We start from the raw sequence: 19,290 nt of genomic DNA on the forward strand, positions 1-19,290 counted from the left end.
CACACTGCAAATATAATAAAGTTTAGTCTGTTTTTTGTATATCTCTTCAAGTTCTAAACTAAACGGCTTTTATAAGCTCCCAAAGCCATACCTATTTTTCTTTTGGCCAGCAAAATTGTTAAAGGAGACATTACTTTGTCCTTTCAGTTCTGTCTCTTTTCACCAGTCGTTGTTTGGGCTATGTGCTTTGGCGGCATATCCTCGGTTTTACCTTTCCCTGTTTTAGCCTTTTTCTTACTTCCTCCATTATTCCGCATATCCCTTTCGGGCTACCTGATGTGAATTGTGTCGCAAAGGTGCTTGTCATGTCTCTCTTGTCTGCAAGGTCATAGCCTTGGGTTCACAGCCAAATCTCCACCTTCTGCTTCACAGAGGTCGTATTTAGCCGTGAAACCTTGCATAAGGAGCCATGACACCTTTTGAGACGACATAATTAAATCAAGCCCGAAAGTAGTAGATGCTACAAGAGGGAAAAACAAAAAACAATCTTAAAATTTAAGCATTATGACATTCAGAGAATTTATGAAAGAAAACGGTAACGAAGTAAAAAAAACAACGTTTTGGGAAGATTTTTCGCTAGCAGAGCGATTTGGCCTTTCGGCTATTCAGTACACGTTCAATCGTGCTTTCAAAGAGTGGAAAGAAGATTACGAATTTCTAACCGAACTGGTATTGGTGCTTAACCATAAGGTATGGCAATACCACGAAAAAAGACCGGAGTTCGCGGAACTCTACAATACCCTTTGGGAACAGACCGACCAATATGCGATGGAGAATCTGAAAGATGAAGAGCTAAGTTATTTCTTTGATGTAACGGATTAAGCGTAGGAGTGTAGGGAGCCGGCTTTGGTCGGGTTCTCTTCCGTGCAGATCCCTTTTTATTAGTGCGGATTCCCCTTTTATTTTACATTGCCATGTGTTACTGACATAAAATTGTGTTGCACAATTTTCGTTTCTATCGGAATAGCCATTTGTATCTTTTGGGGTTGGATTTACCTTGTTGGAGATTACGATTGCAGAATTACAGAAGCTACGCGAAAGCGAAGACCATATAGAATTTAAAGAGGCAAAGCATAATTACCCGTTTGCCGGAGGAAAACACGTTGATCTGAAAGATAGGCGGCGGTGTGTATTGGGGTATATTGTCGCCTTGGCGAATGAAAAGGGTGGACGATTGGTATTAGGAATGGTATATGCTCCATGCGGTTGTCGGTTCGGATTTTGCAGAAAAAGAAGTGGGAGAACTCACAGATGAAATCTACGAAAGATTAGGAATAAGGATAGAAGCTACCGAACTTTACGAAGACGGTGCGTGTGCTTGTACTATCTGTTCCATCTCGTCCCGTAGGTAGATTGTTGAGATTTGAGGGAGTACCTCTTATGCGTACAGGGGAAAGCCTGCGGGCAATGTCCGATGCCGATATTTTCAGGATATTGTCTGAACAGGAACCGGATTTTTCAGCCAAGATATGCGAAGGGCTTACTATAGAGGATTTGGATAAGGAGGCCATAGCGGAAATGAAAACCCAATATGCGCGAAAGCAGGAAAATCCGTTGTTTCAAAACTATCCCGACGAACAAGTGCTGTCTGATTTGGATTTGTTGAAGGACGGGAAATAGAATTATGCGGCACTTATTCTGCTTGGGAAATCCGAAGCCATACGGAAATATCTCCCTCAGAACAATATCGTTGTAGAGTTCAGGATGTATCACTCGATGATACAATATACCGCTTGCAAAGAATTTCTGTTGCCGTTATTCATAACGATTGACAAGGTATGGGATTACATCAACCAGCCTGCCAGCAATCCGCTTCTGTATTACAATGACGGCTCTTATATATTCGATATACCATCTTTCAACAAAGAGGTAATCGGAGAGGCGATATTGAATGTTTGCTGCCACCGCTCAATGTTGATTCAGAGCGATGTCGTCATCAAGCAATATCTCGATAGTATAACCATTACCAATGCTGGTGGTTTTCCGTCCGGAGTGGATATGAACAACATTTTGACAGTGAACAGTGTTCCGCGCAGTAAACTGATGAGCGAGGTATTGCAGAAAACAGGATTGGTGGAGCGTTCCGGTCAAGGAGTGGAAAAAATGTTCTACAACTGTATTATGGAAGGGAAAGCACTGCCTGACTATTCGGGAACAGACTCGTATTAGGTAAGTCTCACATTCAATGCTCCTATACTTGATACGGCTTTTGTTATTTTCATCAGGAAGGTACAAGACAATAGATCTGCCGCCGAGCACTTAATGTCTTTGAATTGCTGGCTTTGCACAAAATAGCAATGAGGAATTATGAGGGACTTGAAGAAAAGACTTTAAGGAAATTATCGGAAGAAAAACTTATCGTTTACGAAAACGGCTCTTATCGTTTGTCCGAGGAATATCGGAATGAGTTTGCTGAAAGACTGAAGGGCTTGAGCATGACTCACCTTAAGTTGGTTTCAGACTGTTTTTATAAAAATGGTTATATAAATCGTTCTCTTCTCAAAAAGGTATTTCAAGACATGTTGTCCGAAAAACAAATTAGAGGCTTGATTTCAAAGATGGAAAATGCAGGGATTATACAGAAAGATGGTGCAGGCAAATATACCCGTTGTGTAAAAGCACCGGATTTTCCATCGATTGTCTAGGGCCGCAAGAATCAATTTTAGGGCCGTAAGATTTCAACTGTCTGTTTATTAGCTTATTTGATTAGGGCCGCAAAAGTCGATTTTACGTCCACAAAGATTTCCGACAATAGACTGAAAAATATGAAAAATCCTTGTAATAATTTGGTGATTATCGCAGGGATTTGATTTTTTAGCACTCCTAATCAAAAGATTTAGATAAGCGGAGCCTTATGATCTACTTTCCATACAATGAGGAAATGTGTAGTTATACTGATACATGGGTGGGTGAACTATATGAAAACGAGTATCCATTGGTTTCTAAAGGGTATAGTCAGGAATAATCAATTTGAAAACTCATAAACTTCTGAATTCGAAGCCCGAATATGGCAGTTTGTATTTGCAAGCCAAGGTATGTGATAGTGGGACCTATTTCTTACTTGACAAAGACAAAAAGACAATATGTAAAATTGCAGATTATGTTCCTAACAGTTTAATTCCAGAGGTAGATGGTTGTGGCGATTATATTCGTCTTAGAATCAATGAGGATGACATGATAAATTGGTTTGAAGAACCGGACTTTTTTGACTTTATGGAAGACTCTGAGGTTGTTGAGAAAATCGATGTGCACATTAAAGAAGAAATCTATACTGTATACCAAAGTCGAGTTCACTTATAACCAGCTTATGGCAAAATTGTTTCGATTGCCTAAATTCATACAGATGGAAATAGGAAAGGCGTTGATAGCAAATGCTTCGGAAGAATTTGAAAAGGAAGAGTAAGAACATCCTTCTTGAGTTACATAGTTTATAGTAATGAACCCTGCTAAATTATATCTTCACTGATATAATATCTATATTCATATAGACTCAGTTTCTTGTTCTGTCATGCGGTATGTGGAGTTTATTTACTAATTTTGCACTGATTTTGAAATAACATAAAACTAACAATGCAGAGAATTTGGATGGGCATACTATCAATCACCACAATTTAGGGTAATAAACGCTCGGAATGTGTGTTGAATGTTCATGTCTCCGGTATTGAATCTCGTATTGTAAATACTTTCCAGCGAACATAATAAAGTACATTTTACTATACTTTGATCTAGAATAGAGACTGAATGGCTGGAGAGTCTTTAGTAAACTTTTCAACTATTTTGTTTTATACCCATTTATGGCAGTTACTTTTGTGATACTTCTCTGTCATTTCCGTTTGATGGGTGATTGATAACTTGATTATTAACGTGCAGTGATGCACATAAATTGAGAAGAAATAAATTATAAATTTGATGGCAGCAAGGTGTTCTTTACATCTGATACCCACTTTTATCACGGAAATAGACACTGTCTGGAATTTTGTGTAAATGGAAACAGGATTCACTTGTAAGTTCTCTTATATCTGGATTCTGTTTTCAAATATAAGCATAAATTGGTTCATAATTTGAATCCCGTATTTTCCATTTACACAAAATATTCTATAGTGCCGAATTATACAATTTATTAGTGCTTCTCGTATAGCATCATGAGCAGGTGTTTCTTCTTGTTGTATACCATCTTTTATCATAATAGGATGTGGTAAAACCTGTATCAATCTATTATATACTTTTATATAGAAATGATAGAGGTTTGCTTCCCACATTCTGTCCAGATAGATACGGTGTGTCCACCTTACATTAGAATCTCTGTGGTGATTAGCATCAGCAAACATACGTCTTATTTCTGCTTCTGTACATAGATAGTTATCTTCATGGTTTCTTCTGTAGGTATACTTACCTTTTCCTTGTTGTGATCCAAGATTTTTAAATGATTGATATTGCCTAAGGTTATAAAAAAATAATAGAATAGGTATTAGTTTGCGATATTTGTAGAAATGATGCAAATAGATTAATCTTATTTGTGGATATGGATATTTAGTTATATATTTGTGGAAAAACAAATTGTATGATAGCAGAAATTAGATTTAAGAACATGTTCTCATTTAGAGACGAGGCTATATTAAGTTTTGAAGCTGATAGAAGTAAGGATATGGAATCATATCATGTTGTTGAATTGGGTGGCGGTGTGAGACTATTGAAAGTGGCTGTTATTTATGGAGCAAATGCTTCGGGTAAGAGTAATATTATTAAGGTTTGTGATTTTATCAAGTCATTCATTACTTATACTCCACTTAATAAGGCAGAACAAATTCAAGTAGTCCCGTTTCTCCTGAATAAAACAAGTTCAAAGCAGTTATCTGAATATTCGATTTCGTTCTATTTGAAGAATGAGGGGAAAGCTGTTTGTTATGTCTACTCAGTAGCTTTAGATAGATGGCACGTAGCAAAGGAAAGTTTAATTTATTATCCAAGTCAACAGCCTGCTACTATATTTGAAAGAAATACTGAGAATAACGTATCTGTTATTAAATTTGGACAGAAAATCAAGATGTCGCAAGCTGTCAAAGAGGAAATAACATTGAAGTGTTTGCATAATATGTCAGTTTTTGCTGCCTATATGCAGGTGAATACACATATTGTAGAACTAGAGACGGTTCTTCAGTATCTAACCAATCAGGTTATGCCGGCTATTGTACCTGCATCATCTTTAAGTCGTTATGCCGAAGAATCAATCAAGAATGAGTCAGCAAAAGATTATATTTTGAGATATCTGCAGGAAGCAGATTTTAATATTTCAAATATTACTTCCAAAGAACAGGAAACGCATAAGGGGCCGATTAATTATACTATGTATCAGCATAAAGTTTCATCTGATTATGGTAACAATGATTATTATGAGTTCTTGGAACTGTTTGAATCGGACGGCACTATTCGTACATTTGGCTTGGCTGCTCAAGTACAAAAGATTCTTGAAAAAGATGCTTTTCTCGCAGTTGACGAGATTGAATCTTCTCTTCATCCAAAATTGATAGAATACATCATTGAACGTTTTCTAAAAGAATCAGAACAGGCACAGTTGTTGCTCACAACGCATTATGATGGACTGTTAGGAGAGGAAGATTTGCTTAGAAAAGATAATGTTTGGTTTACTGAAAAGAATCTGGATGGTTCAAGTGTACTGTATCCTCTGACAGACTTCAAGGGATTGAATAGGATCAGTTCTTTCCAAAAGGCATATAAGTTCGGTAAATTCGGTGCAGTTCCTAATCTATAATCGTGTATTTTTATGAGAAAAGCAAGAAAAAATACAGCGACCAGACAGATTATTCATATCGTCGGTGAGGGTTTGACTGAGTTATTCTATTTCAGTCATTTGAAAAAAATACTTGGTTATAGATACTCTATTTCTCCTCGTTTATTTGAAAACAATAGTATTGAGAAAATAGAAAAGAAAATAAAGGAACTTCTGGATGAAGATGTCTTTGTAATATGTGTTTTTGATGCTGATGTTAGCAGGCGTTCTGATGCAGAGAATAAAAAAATGGTATCGCTCAAAAAGAAATATGAAAATAATGCTAATGTGATTCTTTGTGATAGCTTACAGTCAATAGAATATTGGTTTTTACTACATTTTGAAGATACATGTCGACATTTCCAAGATTCAGCAGCAACAGAAAGAGCATTAAAGCAATATCTGCCAACATATGATAAAACTCGGAAATACCTTGAGAAGGATAAATGGGTTAAAGAAATACTTGCAGGCTCAAAAATGGATAAAGCATGTGAACTGGCCGAAAAATATAAAGGTAGAGATTCTTATAGTGAGATTTATAAGGCGATTAAAAAAGTTAGTGAATCGTTGTAATAAATATGAATTGATGAAAAAAAAGATTTATATGTTGTTTTGGGAATCATAATTAGTGGAATTGCTATTGCATTTATCATTAATACGTTGTTGGCATATGGTAATGTTATTAAAACAAATCTTTCAAATGACTCGTGGTTAAATTTTTGGGGAAGTTATAGTAGTGGAATTTTTGCTGTTGTAGTAGGTTATCTTGCTATTATTTATAGTAATAGAAATAGTGAGAAAGCTATTCTACAACAAGAAAAACTGTTAATTCGTCAACAAAATATTAAAAAGTTGGATGATTATAATAACTGTCTAAAAAATAATTTGGCTTTACTTAATATAGTAGATGTTATGGGAATTACTGTTGGTCTTGACCATCAGAATATATCATTATCTAAATCAGAAATATGTCAAATGAAAGGTCGAATCTATGCACCAGATTTGCAGTATAGATATGTGTTTGAAGTTGATGTACAACGCCAGAAAACAAATTTAGAAAAGACTTATGAAGAATGCTGGATTAAAGCACGTATTGGACTATCGGATTTATTGGATCAAGAACTCTCTTTTATAGAACGTGTTAATCAAAACAGATATGATATTCAAATAAAAGAGAATAATATGCATCGAAAAAATATCTTATTGGAATTAAGTAAACAAGCGGTAGATATAGAAAAGAGAAAGTTATTTCTGCAAGAGATTAAGGATGTTAACATGGAACTGGAACGATTAGATAAAAAAATTATTTCATACTATGATGATGTTGATAAGATGACCACTTCGATTAAAGATTTTTCGCTTGAATTAAATAGTACTATAAAGGTCTTATTTGATATTTCTTTATTGCTTATTAAAGAGAAAGAGGCTCAATTTAAATTAGAAAAATAAGGGTTTGGTATATATGTTTTAAGTTTTAGGATCACTAGTGTCCCATTAAAATTGGTCCGAATTAAAATTTAAATGAACTTGGCCTATTTGGTCCGAATCGTTCTTTGTCATTTTGAAATTTAGTTTTATCAAAGAGGTCTCTCAGATGAGTTTTATCTGTCAATGAGATATTCAATATTTGTAGTACTTCGTATGTACTTTACTAGTCTACATACTAAATAAGGCACGCTATATTTATATTTCTGCAATCCTATATGATAAGAACCGGTAAGTTTGACTTTTGTACGATATCGGAAGTGGTAAGGTTTATGAAGAAGTTTTCCTAATGCTGGCGTTTCCTCCTAATCAAATATGTCTATACAGATTTTTCGGTAGTTGAGGAAGGCTTGCTGTTAAACACATAATAAATAAAGCTTGTAAATAGAGAAGGCTGAAGAATGAAGTCATAGAATTTAGCGCATGATCTTTTCTTTTTATCACTGAACTTATCGTTTTTCAGTAATATTTTGTAATTTTGCCACACAATTGAGAAACATATAAAATATGGTAACTATATATTGCCTTAAAGTGTGAATCCTTGTTAAGCGGTAGGATATAGAAAATATAAACCTTCTATAAATCGTATAATCGTGTATAGAGGATTTTGCTGTAAGATAGTATATAGTCACCTAATATTTTGCCCTAAATAATATGTAATGCATAGTCATGGATAAGGACATAAATCGCATCAAAGGAATGTTGGCAGAGAAGAAGCGCACAAACAAGTGGCTTGTAGAACAATTACCTTAGATCCTGCTACAGTATTAAAATGGTGCACGAATGCAGCATAATCCAGCCTCGAGACTCTATTTCAGATAGCAAAGGTGCTAGAAGTAGGGGAAGAAGAGGTGCTCGTTTATCCTTCAAAGATGTGACAATAACATATAAGAAATATACTGATGGATATGCAAGTAGAAGAAATAACACAAATATTACGAGAGTCACCAAGCGTACGACTCATAAAATCAAGAAGTGTGGATTTCTTCTTGTCTTTTGTCATTGAGGCGTTTGAGGGACAGTCGGCTATAATGCAGGAACGCTTGCACATGCTACTGGAGAATCGACTGGATGAGCAGGAAAATGCGTTGGTGGAGGATAATCTTGAAATGACAAGACTAGGGGAGTCGAACGAACAGAAAGCAAAACGACTCATCAAAGACTGGACAGACAAGGGATTCTTGACCAACTATCAGAACGAAGGGGGAGAGGTGATATACGAGATTTCGTCGCACACAAGCAAACTGATGGATTGGGTGGTGAGCTTGAAAAAAGAGGATTACATCGGTACGGAATCGAAGTTCAAGACGCTGTTTGCCCAACTGAAGGAATTGGTGGAATACTCGAACGAGGACTGCGAGAAGCGACTGGAACTGCTCCGAGCCAAAAAAATGGAGATAGAGCATCAGATTCAGCGACTGGAGATGGGCGAAGAGGTCGAGGTGTATGAGGACTACCAGATAGAACCACGATACAATAGCTTGAATAAACTGGCTAAGGAGCTGCTTAGCGATTTCAAGGAGGTGGATGACAACTTCAAGGGGATTATCAAAGAGATATATGAGCGCCAGACAGACAATGCGGAGAAGAAAGTATTGCTGAACTACATCTTTGATGCGTATGGCGAACTGAAACAATCGCAACAAGGCAAGAGTTTCTATGCATTCTGGGAATTTCTGCTCTCGGCCGATCTGCAGAAAGAATGGGACGAGTTGACTGGTGCACTCTATGAAACACTGGAGAATAGAGGCATTGATGCGCATGACATGTTTCTCAGGGAAATGAAAAAGCATCTGTTTGACGCAGGCGAGAAGGTGGCGAAAACCAACGATCGCATGAGCGAGAAACTGAGTCGCATCATTCGCCAGAACGGACAGATGAATGCAGAGGTGACAAAGCAGGTGATTAATGATATAAAGAAACTGCTCATCGAAGCCACCAAACAGAAAGGGAAACCAGAAGCTTCGCTTGAATATGAAACTATCGATATCAATCTGCCAGTCGAGCGCCCTCTGACTCTGGCTCCTATAAAAGAGACTGTGTATAAGGATAAGCCTGATATGGCTGAACTGAATCTGGACGACTTGGAGCGCATAGGCAAACTCTACAATCCGTATCACATCGATCGTCTGGTGCTGAGAGACCGCATTAACAAGGTGCTGTACGACAGACAGCAGACGACACTAGCAGAGGTGATAGAACGGAACGAGGGTGTGGAGAAAGGTCTGTCGGAAGTGTTTGGATACATTGGCGTGCTGAAGGAATATAAGACTGTGGTAAACGAAGAGCGCCAGCAATATATTGTTTTTGCAGAAAACAAAACGATATCAATTCCCGAAATCATAATAACACGATGAACGCAACAAATATACAACCATACAGCAGGGCTGTGGTGAAACTTCTGAAAGGCATCGTAGAGAAAGACGATGTAGTGTGGAATGATGTACTCGACTACCAGAGCGAGATACTGGACTATATCAGCGTGATGGGGCTGGAACTCATCGTGAAAAAGGATGAGGGTTTTGCCTTTGTCAAGCAACTGAAATTGGACGATGACAAAACGTTGAACATGACGTCGAGAAGGTTGTATGGTTTTGAGGTGTCGGTGATACTCATCGTGTTGAGGCAGATACTCGAAGACTTCGACAGCAATCCAACAGAGTCGCAGGCTTCGTATAAGTATGTAACCGCCACTGAAATAAAGGAAGAGGCGGAACTGTTCCTGCCCACCACCTTCAATCGTGCCAAGTTTGAGAAAGACCTTGACCGCTATATCGACAGCATCGTCAGCTTTGGTTTCCTTGTGGAAGCAAAGCATGCTGAGGGCGAGAAACGCTATAAAATACATCGCATCATCAAGGAGAAGGTGACACTGGACGATCTATTGGAATTCAAAAACAAACTGAACGACTATGATGCAGCAGATGAATCTCTTTAATACCAGTCCGGAAGTGGCAGGCTTCAAGCTTGACTATTTGGAAGTGTGGAACTGGGGTACATTCGACCAAAAGGTGTACTGCATGAATACGCAGGGCAATAACTCGCTGCTGACCGGTGCCAACGCATCGGGCAAGAGTACGCTGGTAGATGCTCTGCTCACGCTGCTAGTGCCACTGAAACGCCAACGATTCTACAACCAATCATCGGGTGTGGAGAAGAAGGGCAACCGTACAGAGGAGTCGTACTTCTTTGGCAACTATGGCAATCAGCAGCAGGAGGGTGCAGCGAGCACTACCACGCTTAGATTGCGAGACAAAGGAGCACGTTCGGTACTTCTTGCATCGTTCTGCAATGTGGACAAACGTGTGGTGACGCTGTTTCAGGTGCGCTACTACACTGGCGAGGAACTGAAGGTGTTGTTTGGTATAGCTCGCGAACCGCTGACTATAAAGCGCGACTTTTCGGAGTTTGACCTGCATGGCGACTGGCGCAAGCGACTGACGAAGAAATACAATACGAATGACACAAGACGCAAGATAGAGTTTTTTGACGGCCCGGTTGCGTATGGCGAGAAGATGATAGCCCTCTTCGGAATGCGTTCGGACAAGGCGCTTACACTCTTCAATCAGATAGTGGGCGTGAAAGTGTTGGACGATCTAGACAGTTTCATCCGTACGAATATGCTCGAGGAAGTGCCGGCTGAGGAAAAGTACCAGGAACTAAAGGACAACTTCCAAAATCTGATGGAGGCGAAAACCAATATCGATAAGGTGAAGGAGCAGATTGCCCAACTGGAACCTATCAATACATTGGCAAAGGAACTGATGGCGATAGACACGCGCATAGCTGAATTGGAGCAGGAGAAGAGTGTGGTGGCCTATTGGTTTGCTGCGCGAACGGTGGATTTGTGCAACGAGGAGTTGGCGCACTGCAAGAGCAACTTGAGAAAACTGGAAGATGAGTTGAAGGCGTTAAAGGTGAAGAAGAGTGAGCTGGAACAAGAGCAGACGCGCTTGTCGGTGGCTATTGAGAAGGACGAGGTGGGTCAGCAGATACGTGAGATTGAGAAGGAAATCAATCAGAAGGTGAAGATGCGTGATAACCGCAAGGCCAAAGCCGAAGAATACGATAAGCTGGCAAAGACGGTGGAGCTGACACAAAGTCCTGATGCAGAGGTATTCGATGCCAATCGTGCGACTGCCAAACACGAGAAAGATGCTCTGCAGGTAAAGATTGACAGGCAACTCATGGAAGAGAAGCGTCAGGCACAAAACCGTCAGGATGAAATCAACTGCACGATATCAGAGCGAGTGGATACTATACGCTATCTGCAGCAGCATAAGAACAATATCTCTGGTCGTGTGGCTGAGATTCGTGATGAGATACTGGAGGCTGTTGGTGCAACCGCCGAAGAGATTCCATTCATCGGTGAACTGATACGTGTGAAGGATATTGAGTGCGATTGGGAGTATGCCATCGAGCGTATTCTGCACAATTTTGCCTTGAGATTGGTGGTGCCAGAGAAGTATTACAAGCAGGTGAATGAGTATGTGAATGGTCATAATCTGCGAGGACGCATCGTGTATCAGCGATACGAGGGCACAGAGCCTCTTCGTGAGTTTGAGGATAGGACATTGAAGGTGGATTCGTTGCTCCGTAAGGTTGAATACAAGTCAAAGTGCTTGTATTTGGATTGGCTTGAGGATAGGTTATTTGCTGAGTTCAACTATAGTTGTGTTGATTCGCTTGCGGACTTCAACTATCTGCAAGAGAAAGCAGTAACGAAAGAGGGACTGATAAAAGCGAGAGGTGGTAAGCATGAGAAAGACGACCGACCAGAGACACGAGGCAAGGAACACTATGTGTTGGGCTGGGACAATAAGGAGAAGATTGCCATGCTACAGGCGGAAGTACGCCAGTTGCAGCAGGATGAAAAGGAGGTGGCAACCAAAGTCCGTCGTATAGAGGCAGATACAAAGAATGTTCAGGAGAAGCGAGAAACCTACTCGAAGCTGTTTGATAAATACGATAAATTTGATGATATCGACTGGTGGTCGTGTGCACTCGTCATTCAGCAAAAGGAAGAACAGAAGCGACAACTGGAGGAGACCAATGATAAGGTGAAGATGTTGCAGGGGCAATTGGAGAGGGTGAGAAAGGAACTTGGTGCACTTGAGGAGAAGTTTAATGAAGCTATCGGTAACAAAGCATTATTGGAAAATCGTGAGAATATACTCAAGAAACAGAGCAATGATTGTGCTTTGGCTTTGGCTCAAATAGGCGTTGTTGATACCGATGCTTTTGAGTCGCAACACACAGATTTACTGAATGTGGCATTGGTGGGTTTGGACAAAATGCGTGACACGTTACAGAGTGACATCAATTCCGCTTTGCGGAAACAACGTGAGACGAAGGGTAGCAAGAGTGGCGATTTGAAGAACCTGATTTATCGCTTCAAGAATCCCACTGAGGAAATTACCGCGAAGTATCGCGATTGGCGTTCGGACGTGAACCGTTTGCCCGAAACCGTGGAGTTTGTGGGCGAATATCAGACCTATTACCAACGATTGCTGGACGAAGATCTGCCTGGGTTTGAATCGCGCTTCAACAAGTATTTACAGGAGAATATCATCAACAAGGTCAGTGCATTCAATATGTTCTTCCAGAGCTGGCGCCAGTCTATCACCAAGACCATCGACCAATTGAATTCGTATCTTGTGGGCATCGATTTCAAGGATGCTCCAAAGACGTATATCCAGTTGGTCGCAGCCAAACGATTGAACGTGGATTTGAAGGAGTTCCAAGACCTTCTGAGCAGTGCAATCCCGAACATCCATGAGATGAATTCGACAATCGATGGCAGCAGGATTCATTTTGAACAGCATATCGAACCGCTGGTGTCTCGTTTACAAGACGAATCATGGCGAAAGTTGGTGATGGATGTGCGTGGATGGTACACATATAAGGCGGAGGAGTTTTATCAAGACGATGATCAGAAGCGTAACACCTACGAGGCTATGGGACAGCTGTCAGGTGGCGAGAAGGCGCAATTGACATATACCATCCTGGGGTCAGCTATCGCTTATCAGTTTGGCTTGACTAAGAACGGACTCGACTCTTCGTTCCGCTTCATTGCCATAGATGAGGCTTTTCGCGCACAGGACGAGGACAAGGCTCGCTATCTGATTTCGCTCTGCAAACAGCTCCACCTGCAGTTGCTCGTGGTGACTCCGAGTGACAACATCCACATCGTGGAGAACGATATTTCGTATGTGCATTATGTGGAGCGCAAGGGCGACCGTTCTGTACTCTATAATATGCCTATCAGTGAGTTTAAGGCAGAACGTGAAAGGAGTATGGAGGTATGATAACGGCAGCAGAAATACGTAAGAAGACAGAACGCAAGTATGTGGATTATTTGCGTTCAGTGGTCGCTGGCTCTGAGTTTGAACCAATTGTGATTCCTTGCGATAAGAAAGCGAGCGCATCGATGGATGAGTATCAGCACGAACTGACGGACATCCGTTCGCAATCGAAAGAGGTGAAGGGCTTTGGTTACACGATTGAGTGGAAAACAGTGAAAACGAAAGCATTGGGCGAACAGGATCTGCCTGAGCGTGTGTTGTTCAGGAGTGCATCGGACGTTGAGCGCTTCTTGCTGAAGGGTGGTGAAGTGTCACAGTTTCGCAAGGATGTGGCGATGTTGTTTAATGAGTTTCCGCAGCTTCGTCCATGGGTGGAACGCTATCCACTTAAGGTGATCGAGAATGCTTCCTCTTGGCCTGATTTGTTGAAAGTTTTGCGCTATTTTGTGGCGAATCCTTGTCCTGAGTTGTACATTCGTGAATTGCCTATTGAGGTGCACACCAAGTTCATTGAGCGCAATAAGGGAGTGCTTCGTGAGTTGCTGGATATTGTCATTGTAGAGCATGTCTGTTCGGATGAGAAGGAGTTCGAAAAGCGCTTTGGATTGCGATACGATGAGCCATGGGTGCGCATTCGTGTGTTGGAAGCATCGATTGCGAGTGAATACTTTTCTGGTGTAGACGATCTGACGATGCCTCAGAGTCAGTTCTGTGCGTTATCGTTGCCTGTGCAGAAGGTGTTTGTGGTGGAGAATAAAGTCAACTTCCTGACTTTTCCCAAGTTGGCAGGAAGTCTGCTGATTTGGGGGCATGGATTCACCGTTGGCATCCTCAAGTCTGTTCCATTCATGCGGCACGCTTCCCTATACTATTGGGGCGACATTGATGTACAGGGCTTTGAAATTCTCTCGCAGTTCCGCAGTTATTTTCCCCAGACGCAAAGCCTTCTGATGGATCGCGCTACCTTTGACACCTATTTTGAAGGCGACAAAGGCACTCCAAGCAATGTATCAAAGCCTCTCCATCTTACCCCTGTGGAAGCCACACTGTATAATCATATCAAGTCTCACAACCTACGTCTAGAGCAAGAGAAAATTCCGCAAAAATGTATTGAAAATATATTCAATAGTTCGTTAAAAATTAGCCAAGTCTAAGTGGTTCTGCGGTAAATGAAAGTAGTTCTTTGAAAATTTTGTCAATTAATGTCGTGTCTGCTTGAATGGCGAACACGCCGTTCAAGCATATTGGCATTGTGTGTTACCGACTTGCATGAAGAAACCGAATATTTGATTTTCATTCTTTTGCAAGTGCCCTTGGCGAGATTGATTGCAGTAAGCGAAACGTTGAAGTGAAAGGCCATCTTTCTGAACAAGTCTTGACTATTACAGCTTACCATTCAAAGGCTTAGTTACTTCCAAAATAGATGTACATAATATGTCAAACTTGCGTTTTTACAAGTCTTCTGAGTCGTTTAGAAGTAATCTTTTCTCATTTTTCTTTGATTTACCATATGTGGCATGATAGATATATGATTTCCATCATCTCGGTTAAACCTTACATCTTTCGTTCTTGTAGGTTCATGCCACTAAGTTGAGTTAAATTTTGATTGTCTTAAAACTTCAATCTGCCAGCATCTTTAATAACAGATAATATTCTTTCTTATGTCTTTCCATCCTCGCTAAGTCTTTGTCTGTATGGTGTAGAATGCGGGTAATATCCATATTGTACTGGAGGTCATTCAATTTGACTTTGATGGCCAAACGATGTCCGCGGAAACGCTCGATATATGTTTCACGATTGGTAGTTGTGCGGAAGTCCATTAGATCGAGAGCTTCTTCAATCTCGTCCCATTCTTGCTTTGTTAATTTGTGGTATTTTTCGTTCGGAAAGGATCCTACGATATCTTCAAATTCATAAATCCAGTCATGTTTTTCCTTGTTCTTCTCCCAGTCATCCAGTATCGCTTTCAGTTTTCTAATGATCTCTTTTACGGTATGACCTGTATCTTCAGCTACATTAAACAGAAATCCCACGGTTTTTTCTTTCCAGTCGAAACCGTTTCGTCCGACAGTCGATAAATGTTCTTCAAAGTAATCTTTACCTGCTTGATCTACCTGTCCTTTGTGCAATTCTTTGGCCAATCGTGCCGCTGCGTATGCTACATGTATCTTATATCCCATGATATCTTCATAGGCATCTTTTGTTTCTTTTGCAGCTTGAGGGTTAAACGTTCCCAAGTATTTGATATATTTCATATAAGTTCGTTCTCCCGCACCTGATAGCCCTGACATAGTGTCAAGTAGCTGGTCTGCAATCCGATCCAATACATTAATATCTTGGATATTGTTGCGCATCGCTTCATTCAACCGTTTTCCCGCCTGTTTCGCCATTCGTTGTTCCAATGCGATGCTCTGCTTGCAGAATGCTATAAAATTTGAGTCAAGTTTCATTCTTTTACACGCTTCTTTTTAATTAATTCCTCTTGTTTTTAATTATATAGTTAATTATAACATATTGGGCAGAGTATCATTGTCTGCCAAATATGTTGCTAATAATTATGGGATTATATCCCGTTTTTGTCAATGTTTACTTTTTCTATTTCATCCCATTCTGCCAGAGAGATAATGTCATGGTATTGTTTCAATGATAAAACATTCTCCTCGCTATCCATACATTCGTATTCCCATGGAAGTTGATAAACGGTTCCTTCTTCATGATGGCCCATGTAGTCGTGAAATGTGTACGGAATCAATTTCACATGATCCTTCTCCTTGAGTATTCGTAAAAGTTTGGCAGCGTCGTGTATTTCCAAAGGAGCGCCAGACTTGTATAGTGCAGTGGCGACTTCTACCGCAACATCCACATACGCCGAGTAGCTGTTGGAAACAATGATTCTCCATCCGGGGCTGTCAAAATCCGATGCGAGTATATTCAACCGCAACAATCCCAGTTCCCCATAATGGTCCGAGGCGAATTTGTTGAAATCCGTCTCACTGTCGAGAGCGTATTTATCCTGCAAATCACAGAATTTAACCATGTTGTAATATGCGACATCCTGTAATTCCAATGGCACTTCATTCGGGAGGGTACGTATCTTTCGTGTAGTATCAAACCTTTCAAAATACCGGCCATAGGCTTCATGAGCGATCCGATAATATTTGCAATACGAACGTATCGTCATTGTATCTAACGGCCGCCCGAAATTCTTGCAGACGGAATCCTCCAGTGCTTTTATTGCCGTCGTCTCGTCTTCGACCTCAATTTTAAATCTCGGTTCTATTCTGTTGAACTCCTTTCTCGCAATTTTCCCGTCTCGCTGCTGGTAAGGAAGATGATTCGCTACATAATCATTGAACTCCTCCGGATCTTGTATGATAGTATCGATTAGCTTATGAAAATATAAGGTCAACTTTGCCAAGAAATCCCTTTGCCATTCATTGGGAAAATTGTTACCTACTCGGTTTATATATCGAGAATAATTCGCAATAGTAAAATACGAGTGTTTCCTATCCGTGAATTGTATGGTGCGATTTTCTCTGTACCTGGCGGAGCTGACATGATACCATACCGTTTCTCTGGGATTTGACAATTCCCAATCCCGGAGGTATTCTTCCGTGCTCTCATATTCTCCGTCTGCAATCGACGCTTCGCAATCTCCCCATTCTTCCTGAGTAGGGCGGGGCAATTCGATATAAAATCCTCTGTATTCATTGTCACCCATCTCTTCCAGTTGAGCAAATTGCTCCTGAAGTTTAACTAACATCTTCAATGTATCGTTATCAACCACGATTTCTGTATCGCGCCCGCTTCCGAGCTGTTCGAATATCGCAGCATTCAATCCGCATTCTTTTGCCAAGTCTATGAAAAGATGCCTGGTAAAGATTGTCTTCTTATGTCGTTCCATATCTCATTCGTTTTCAATCGTTAAAAATTTCCCCGGATCAAATCCATTGATTACATGCTCGTTTTCAAATGTATATCCCATCTGGTTGCAAATCACTTTTGTACTCCCGATTTCCGCATCGATATTGGTATGCGAATGTCCGTAAATCCAAGCATTGATCCGGCTGTTAGCGATCAGGTCTCCGTATTCACTGGCAAAGGCACTGTTCAATACGGAACCTTTATGCTGAGGAGCAACAACCTGCAAAGTAGGCAGGTGGTGAGTCACGACCACTATGTGTTCTGCCGTACTTTCGGCAAGACTTTTTTTGATATGCCCTAAACAGAAGTCATGCATCTGATTATATGCTTCCGTTTGGAGCAGTTTCCCTTTGTACATGGTCTGACGGAAATCGTTAAGTCCTTTCCAAACGAAATATTCGTCTGCCGGTTCGATATGCGACCAAAATGTGCTCATTATGAAATCGGTATCGTCTATTCTCAATACTTGATTTTGATAATAACCGACATTCTCTTTGAACATCCATCGCCATTGTAATCCCCGTTCCATCACATCGCAATAATTGTAATATTCATGGTTCCCGGGAACAATAAGAACCTGCCTATAGTTTTTAGATGCCCATTTCCAGAAATTCCCCAAAGGAGCCACTCTGTCTTTCAGATAGAAAATGTCTCCGGCCAATACAAGTATATCGCCCGTTACCGGAAATCTGTTTTGTTTTATGTACCTGCTGTTCTCCCTGAACTCAAAATGCAGATCGCTCATATATTGTATTCTCATATTACTTATTTTTATTTGCTTGTTCAACCTGTTTTTGGATTATCCTCTTTACCAGCTCAAATGAGACCGGAGTAAAGTCATTATTATCCACTCCCACATCATATTGCGTCGGAAAGAGCATATCCAGCCGTGAAGCGTCTTTTCCCGTATTATTCTTGCTCGTATGCACATGCCCGAACAGTTGCCACATATTCCTGTAAGCACCTCCATAGCAGAGGAACGGATAGTGGTTCAGGTAGATTTTCTGCTTGTCGACCTCTATGTGCATTTGCATGCTTGTCAATTCAAACCTGCTGGCGTACCCTTGCCTGATATTTTTTAGATCATGATTACCGAGAATGAGATAGATTTTTCCATTCAGTCTGTTAAGAATCTTGGTCCATTCATGGGATCCTCCCAGGCAAAAATCCCCCAGATGAAACACTATATCATCTTGACCAACTACCCGGTTCCAATTTTCGATCAGCGTTTCATTCATATCTTCTACATTCTTAAATGGCCTCTTGCAAAAGTCAATGATATTCGAATGATAAAAGTGCGTGTCCGATGTAAAATACACCTTGCTTCCGTCAAACTTGTAATTCATTTTGCTCTCTTTTGTGCACATTGCTGTGCGGTTAATTAAAATTGGTTGTTCTTGTGCTCATTGTACGGAAATGACGAGAGAGGAATTGCACGGAGCAAACAGTCACCAATGGGCATAAAACAAAATAGTTGGAAAGTTCGGTAAGGACTCTCCAACTATTCTGTTGTTTATTTTAAGATCAAGATACGAGCATCTATCGCATCTTATCTCCTATATCTGTTCGTTGGAAAGTATTTATGATATTCTCTGGCGTTTCAATGCTCCAAACATGAAGAACATACGACTGAACTTCGAAGCATTTGTTGCCTCGAATTGTCGTTTGGGATAATATGTTCATTCTATTTTGTTGCATTGTAAATTTTCAAAAGAGGCGCAAATATACAGAATAATTTCGCAATACTCCAAATATTTTTCAGTGAATTCTTTAAATTACCCTATAAAA

Annotated in this window: 17 protein-coding genes and 3 pseudogenes; 15 read left to right on the forward strand and 5 right to left on the reverse strand. The window is 40.3% G+C overall.

The genetic code is table 11. The features are described 5' to 3' along the window. Nucleotides 1-504 precede the first annotated feature (504 nt). From HMPREF2794_RS21445 to HMPREF2794_RS21485, 10 genes and pseudogenes are all read left to right on the forward strand, one after another. Nucleotides 505-822, forward strand: coding sequence for a hypothetical protein (locus HMPREF2794_RS21445; protein WP_070752628.1), 318 nt, complete (start codon nucleotides 505-507; stop codon nucleotides 820-822). Nucleotides 823-1,193: 371 nt separating this feature from the next. Beyond that, the gene (locus HMPREF2794_RS29085; RefSeq protein WP_153880814.1) at nucleotides 1,194-1,352 is read left to right on the forward strand and encodes a hypothetical protein; all 159 of its coding nucleotides are present in this window, start codon (nucleotides 1,194-1,196) and stop codon (nucleotides 1,350-1,352) included. Between the two features lie 28 nt (nucleotides 1,353-1,380). After that, on the forward strand, nucleotides 1,381-1,620 hold the full coding sequence (locus HMPREF2794_RS21450) for a hypothetical protein (protein ID WP_065849679.1): 240 nt from the start codon (nucleotides 1,381-1,383) through the stop codon (nucleotides 1,618-1,620). 96 nt (nucleotides 1,621-1,716) lie between these two features. Continuing rightward, nucleotides 1,717-2,169 carry an ATP-binding protein gene (locus tag HMPREF2794_RS21455; protein WP_070752630.1) on the forward strand — a complete coding sequence of 151 codons (453 nt, stop codon included), beginning with the start codon at nucleotides 1,717-1,719 and terminating at the stop codon, nucleotides 2,167-2,169. Nucleotides 2,170-2,282: 113 nt separating this feature from the next. Continuing rightward, nucleotides 2,283-2,645 carry a hypothetical protein gene (locus HMPREF2794_RS21460; RefSeq protein WP_240053018.1) on the forward strand — a complete coding sequence of 121 codons (363 nt, stop codon included), beginning with the start codon at nucleotides 2,283-2,285 and terminating at the stop codon, nucleotides 2,643-2,645. A 325-nt stretch (nucleotides 2,646-2,970) separates the two neighbouring features. Then, entirely contained in the window at nucleotides 2,971-3,300 is a 330-nt protein-coding gene (locus HMPREF2794_RS29685) for a hypothetical protein (RefSeq protein WP_240053019.1), read from the forward strand. A gap of 593 nt (nucleotides 3,301-3,893) precedes the next feature. Further along, a pseudogene (locus tag HMPREF2794_RS30010) lies at nucleotides 3,894-3,980 on the forward strand (metallophosphatase); the annotation flags it as partial. Between the two features lie 581 nt (nucleotides 3,981-4,561). Continuing rightward, a complete protein-coding gene (locus tag HMPREF2794_RS21475) occupies nucleotides 4,562-5,770 on the forward strand; it encodes an AAA family ATPase (protein ID WP_070752634.1) in 1,209 nt (402 codons plus the stop codon). A 12-nt stretch (nucleotides 5,771-5,782) separates the two neighbouring features. Then, a complete protein-coding gene (locus tag HMPREF2794_RS21480) occupies nucleotides 5,783-6,361 on the forward strand; it encodes an RloB family protein (protein WP_070752636.1) in 579 nt (192 codons plus the stop codon). Between the two features lie 39 nt (nucleotides 6,362-6,400). Further along, complete coding sequence (locus tag HMPREF2794_RS21485; RefSeq protein ID WP_070752639.1) at nucleotides 6,401-7,237, forward strand: hypothetical protein; 837 nt, start codon at nucleotides 6,401-6,403, stop codon at nucleotides 7,235-7,237. 61 nt (nucleotides 7,238-7,298) lie between these two features. On the opposite strand, the pseudogene HMPREF2794_RS28595 reads toward HMPREF2794_RS21485, so the two are convergent. Next, nucleotides 7,299-7,436 (reverse strand): annotated as a pseudogene (locus tag HMPREF2794_RS28595) (IS4 family transposase); the annotation flags it as partial. Between the two features lie 506 nt (nucleotides 7,437-7,942). Between HMPREF2794_RS28595 and HMPREF2794_RS29690 the strand changes: the two are divergent. The 5 genes and pseudogenes from HMPREF2794_RS29690 (at nucleotide 7,943) to HMPREF2794_RS21505 (ending at nucleotide 14,732) form a co-directional block, all read left to right on the forward strand. Beyond that, nucleotides 7,943-8,151 (forward strand): annotated as a pseudogene (locus HMPREF2794_RS29690) (helix-turn-helix domain-containing protein). Between the two features lie 24 nt (nucleotides 8,152-8,175). After that, the gene (locus tag HMPREF2794_RS21490) at nucleotides 8,176-9,630 is read left to right on the forward strand and encodes a DUF3375 domain-containing protein (protein ID WP_070752641.1); all 1,455 of its coding nucleotides are present in this window, start codon (nucleotides 8,176-8,178) and stop codon (nucleotides 9,628-9,630) included. Then, entirely contained in the window at nucleotides 9,627-10,211 is a 585-nt protein-coding gene (locus HMPREF2794_RS21495) for a DUF4194 domain-containing protein (RefSeq protein WP_007855929.1), read from the forward strand. The genes HMPREF2794_RS21490 and HMPREF2794_RS21495 overlap by 4 nt, the downstream gene beginning before the upstream one ends. After that, complete coding sequence (locus tag HMPREF2794_RS21500; protein WP_070752643.1) at nucleotides 10,186-13,581, forward strand: ATP-binding protein; 3,396 nt, start codon at nucleotides 10,186-10,188, stop codon at nucleotides 13,579-13,581. Before HMPREF2794_RS21495 ends, HMPREF2794_RS21500 begins: the two co-directional genes overlap by 26 nt. Further along, nucleotides 13,578-14,732 (forward strand): Wadjet anti-phage system protein JetD domain-containing protein, encoded by a 1,155-nt coding sequence (locus tag HMPREF2794_RS21505; protein ID WP_070752645.1) that lies wholly within the window; start codon nucleotides 13,578-13,580, stop codon nucleotides 14,730-14,732. The genes HMPREF2794_RS21500 and HMPREF2794_RS21505 overlap by 4 nt, the downstream gene beginning before the upstream one ends. A gap of 465 nt (nucleotides 14,733-15,197) precedes the next feature. On the opposite strand, the gene HMPREF2794_RS21510 is transcribed toward HMPREF2794_RS21505, so the two are convergent. The 4 genes from HMPREF2794_RS21510 to HMPREF2794_RS21525 all read right to left on the reverse strand — a co-directional run bounded on the left by HMPREF2794_RS21510 (nucleotide 15,198) and on the right by HMPREF2794_RS21525 (nucleotide 18,848). Continuing rightward, nucleotides 15,198-16,028 (reverse strand): hypothetical protein, encoded by an 831-nt coding sequence (locus tag HMPREF2794_RS21510; protein WP_070752647.1) that lies wholly within the window; start codon nucleotides 16,026-16,028, stop codon nucleotides 15,198-15,200. 113 nt (nucleotides 16,029-16,141) lie between these two features. Then, nucleotides 16,142-17,482 (reverse strand): hypothetical protein, encoded by a 1,341-nt coding sequence (locus HMPREF2794_RS21515; RefSeq protein ID WP_070752649.1) that lies wholly within the window; start codon nucleotides 17,480-17,482, stop codon nucleotides 16,142-16,144. 3 nt (nucleotides 17,483-17,485) lie between these two features. Further along, nucleotides 17,486-18,262 (reverse strand): metallophosphoesterase, encoded by a 777-nt coding sequence (locus tag HMPREF2794_RS21520; RefSeq protein ID WP_070752651.1) that lies wholly within the window; start codon nucleotides 18,260-18,262, stop codon nucleotides 17,486-17,488. A gap of 1 nt (nucleotide 18,263) precedes the next feature. Continuing rightward, the gene (locus tag HMPREF2794_RS21525; protein WP_032496686.1) at nucleotides 18,264-18,848 is read right to left on the reverse strand and encodes a metallophosphoesterase; all 585 of its coding nucleotides are present in this window, start codon (nucleotides 18,846-18,848) and stop codon (nucleotides 18,264-18,266) included. Between the last annotated feature and the right edge of the window lie 442 nt (nucleotides 18,849-19,290).

This window comes from Bacteroides sp. HMSC067B03, assembly GCF_001811315.1.
GTDB lineage: Bacteria > Bacteroidota > Bacteroidia > Bacteroidales > Bacteroidaceae > Bacteroides > Bacteroides faecis.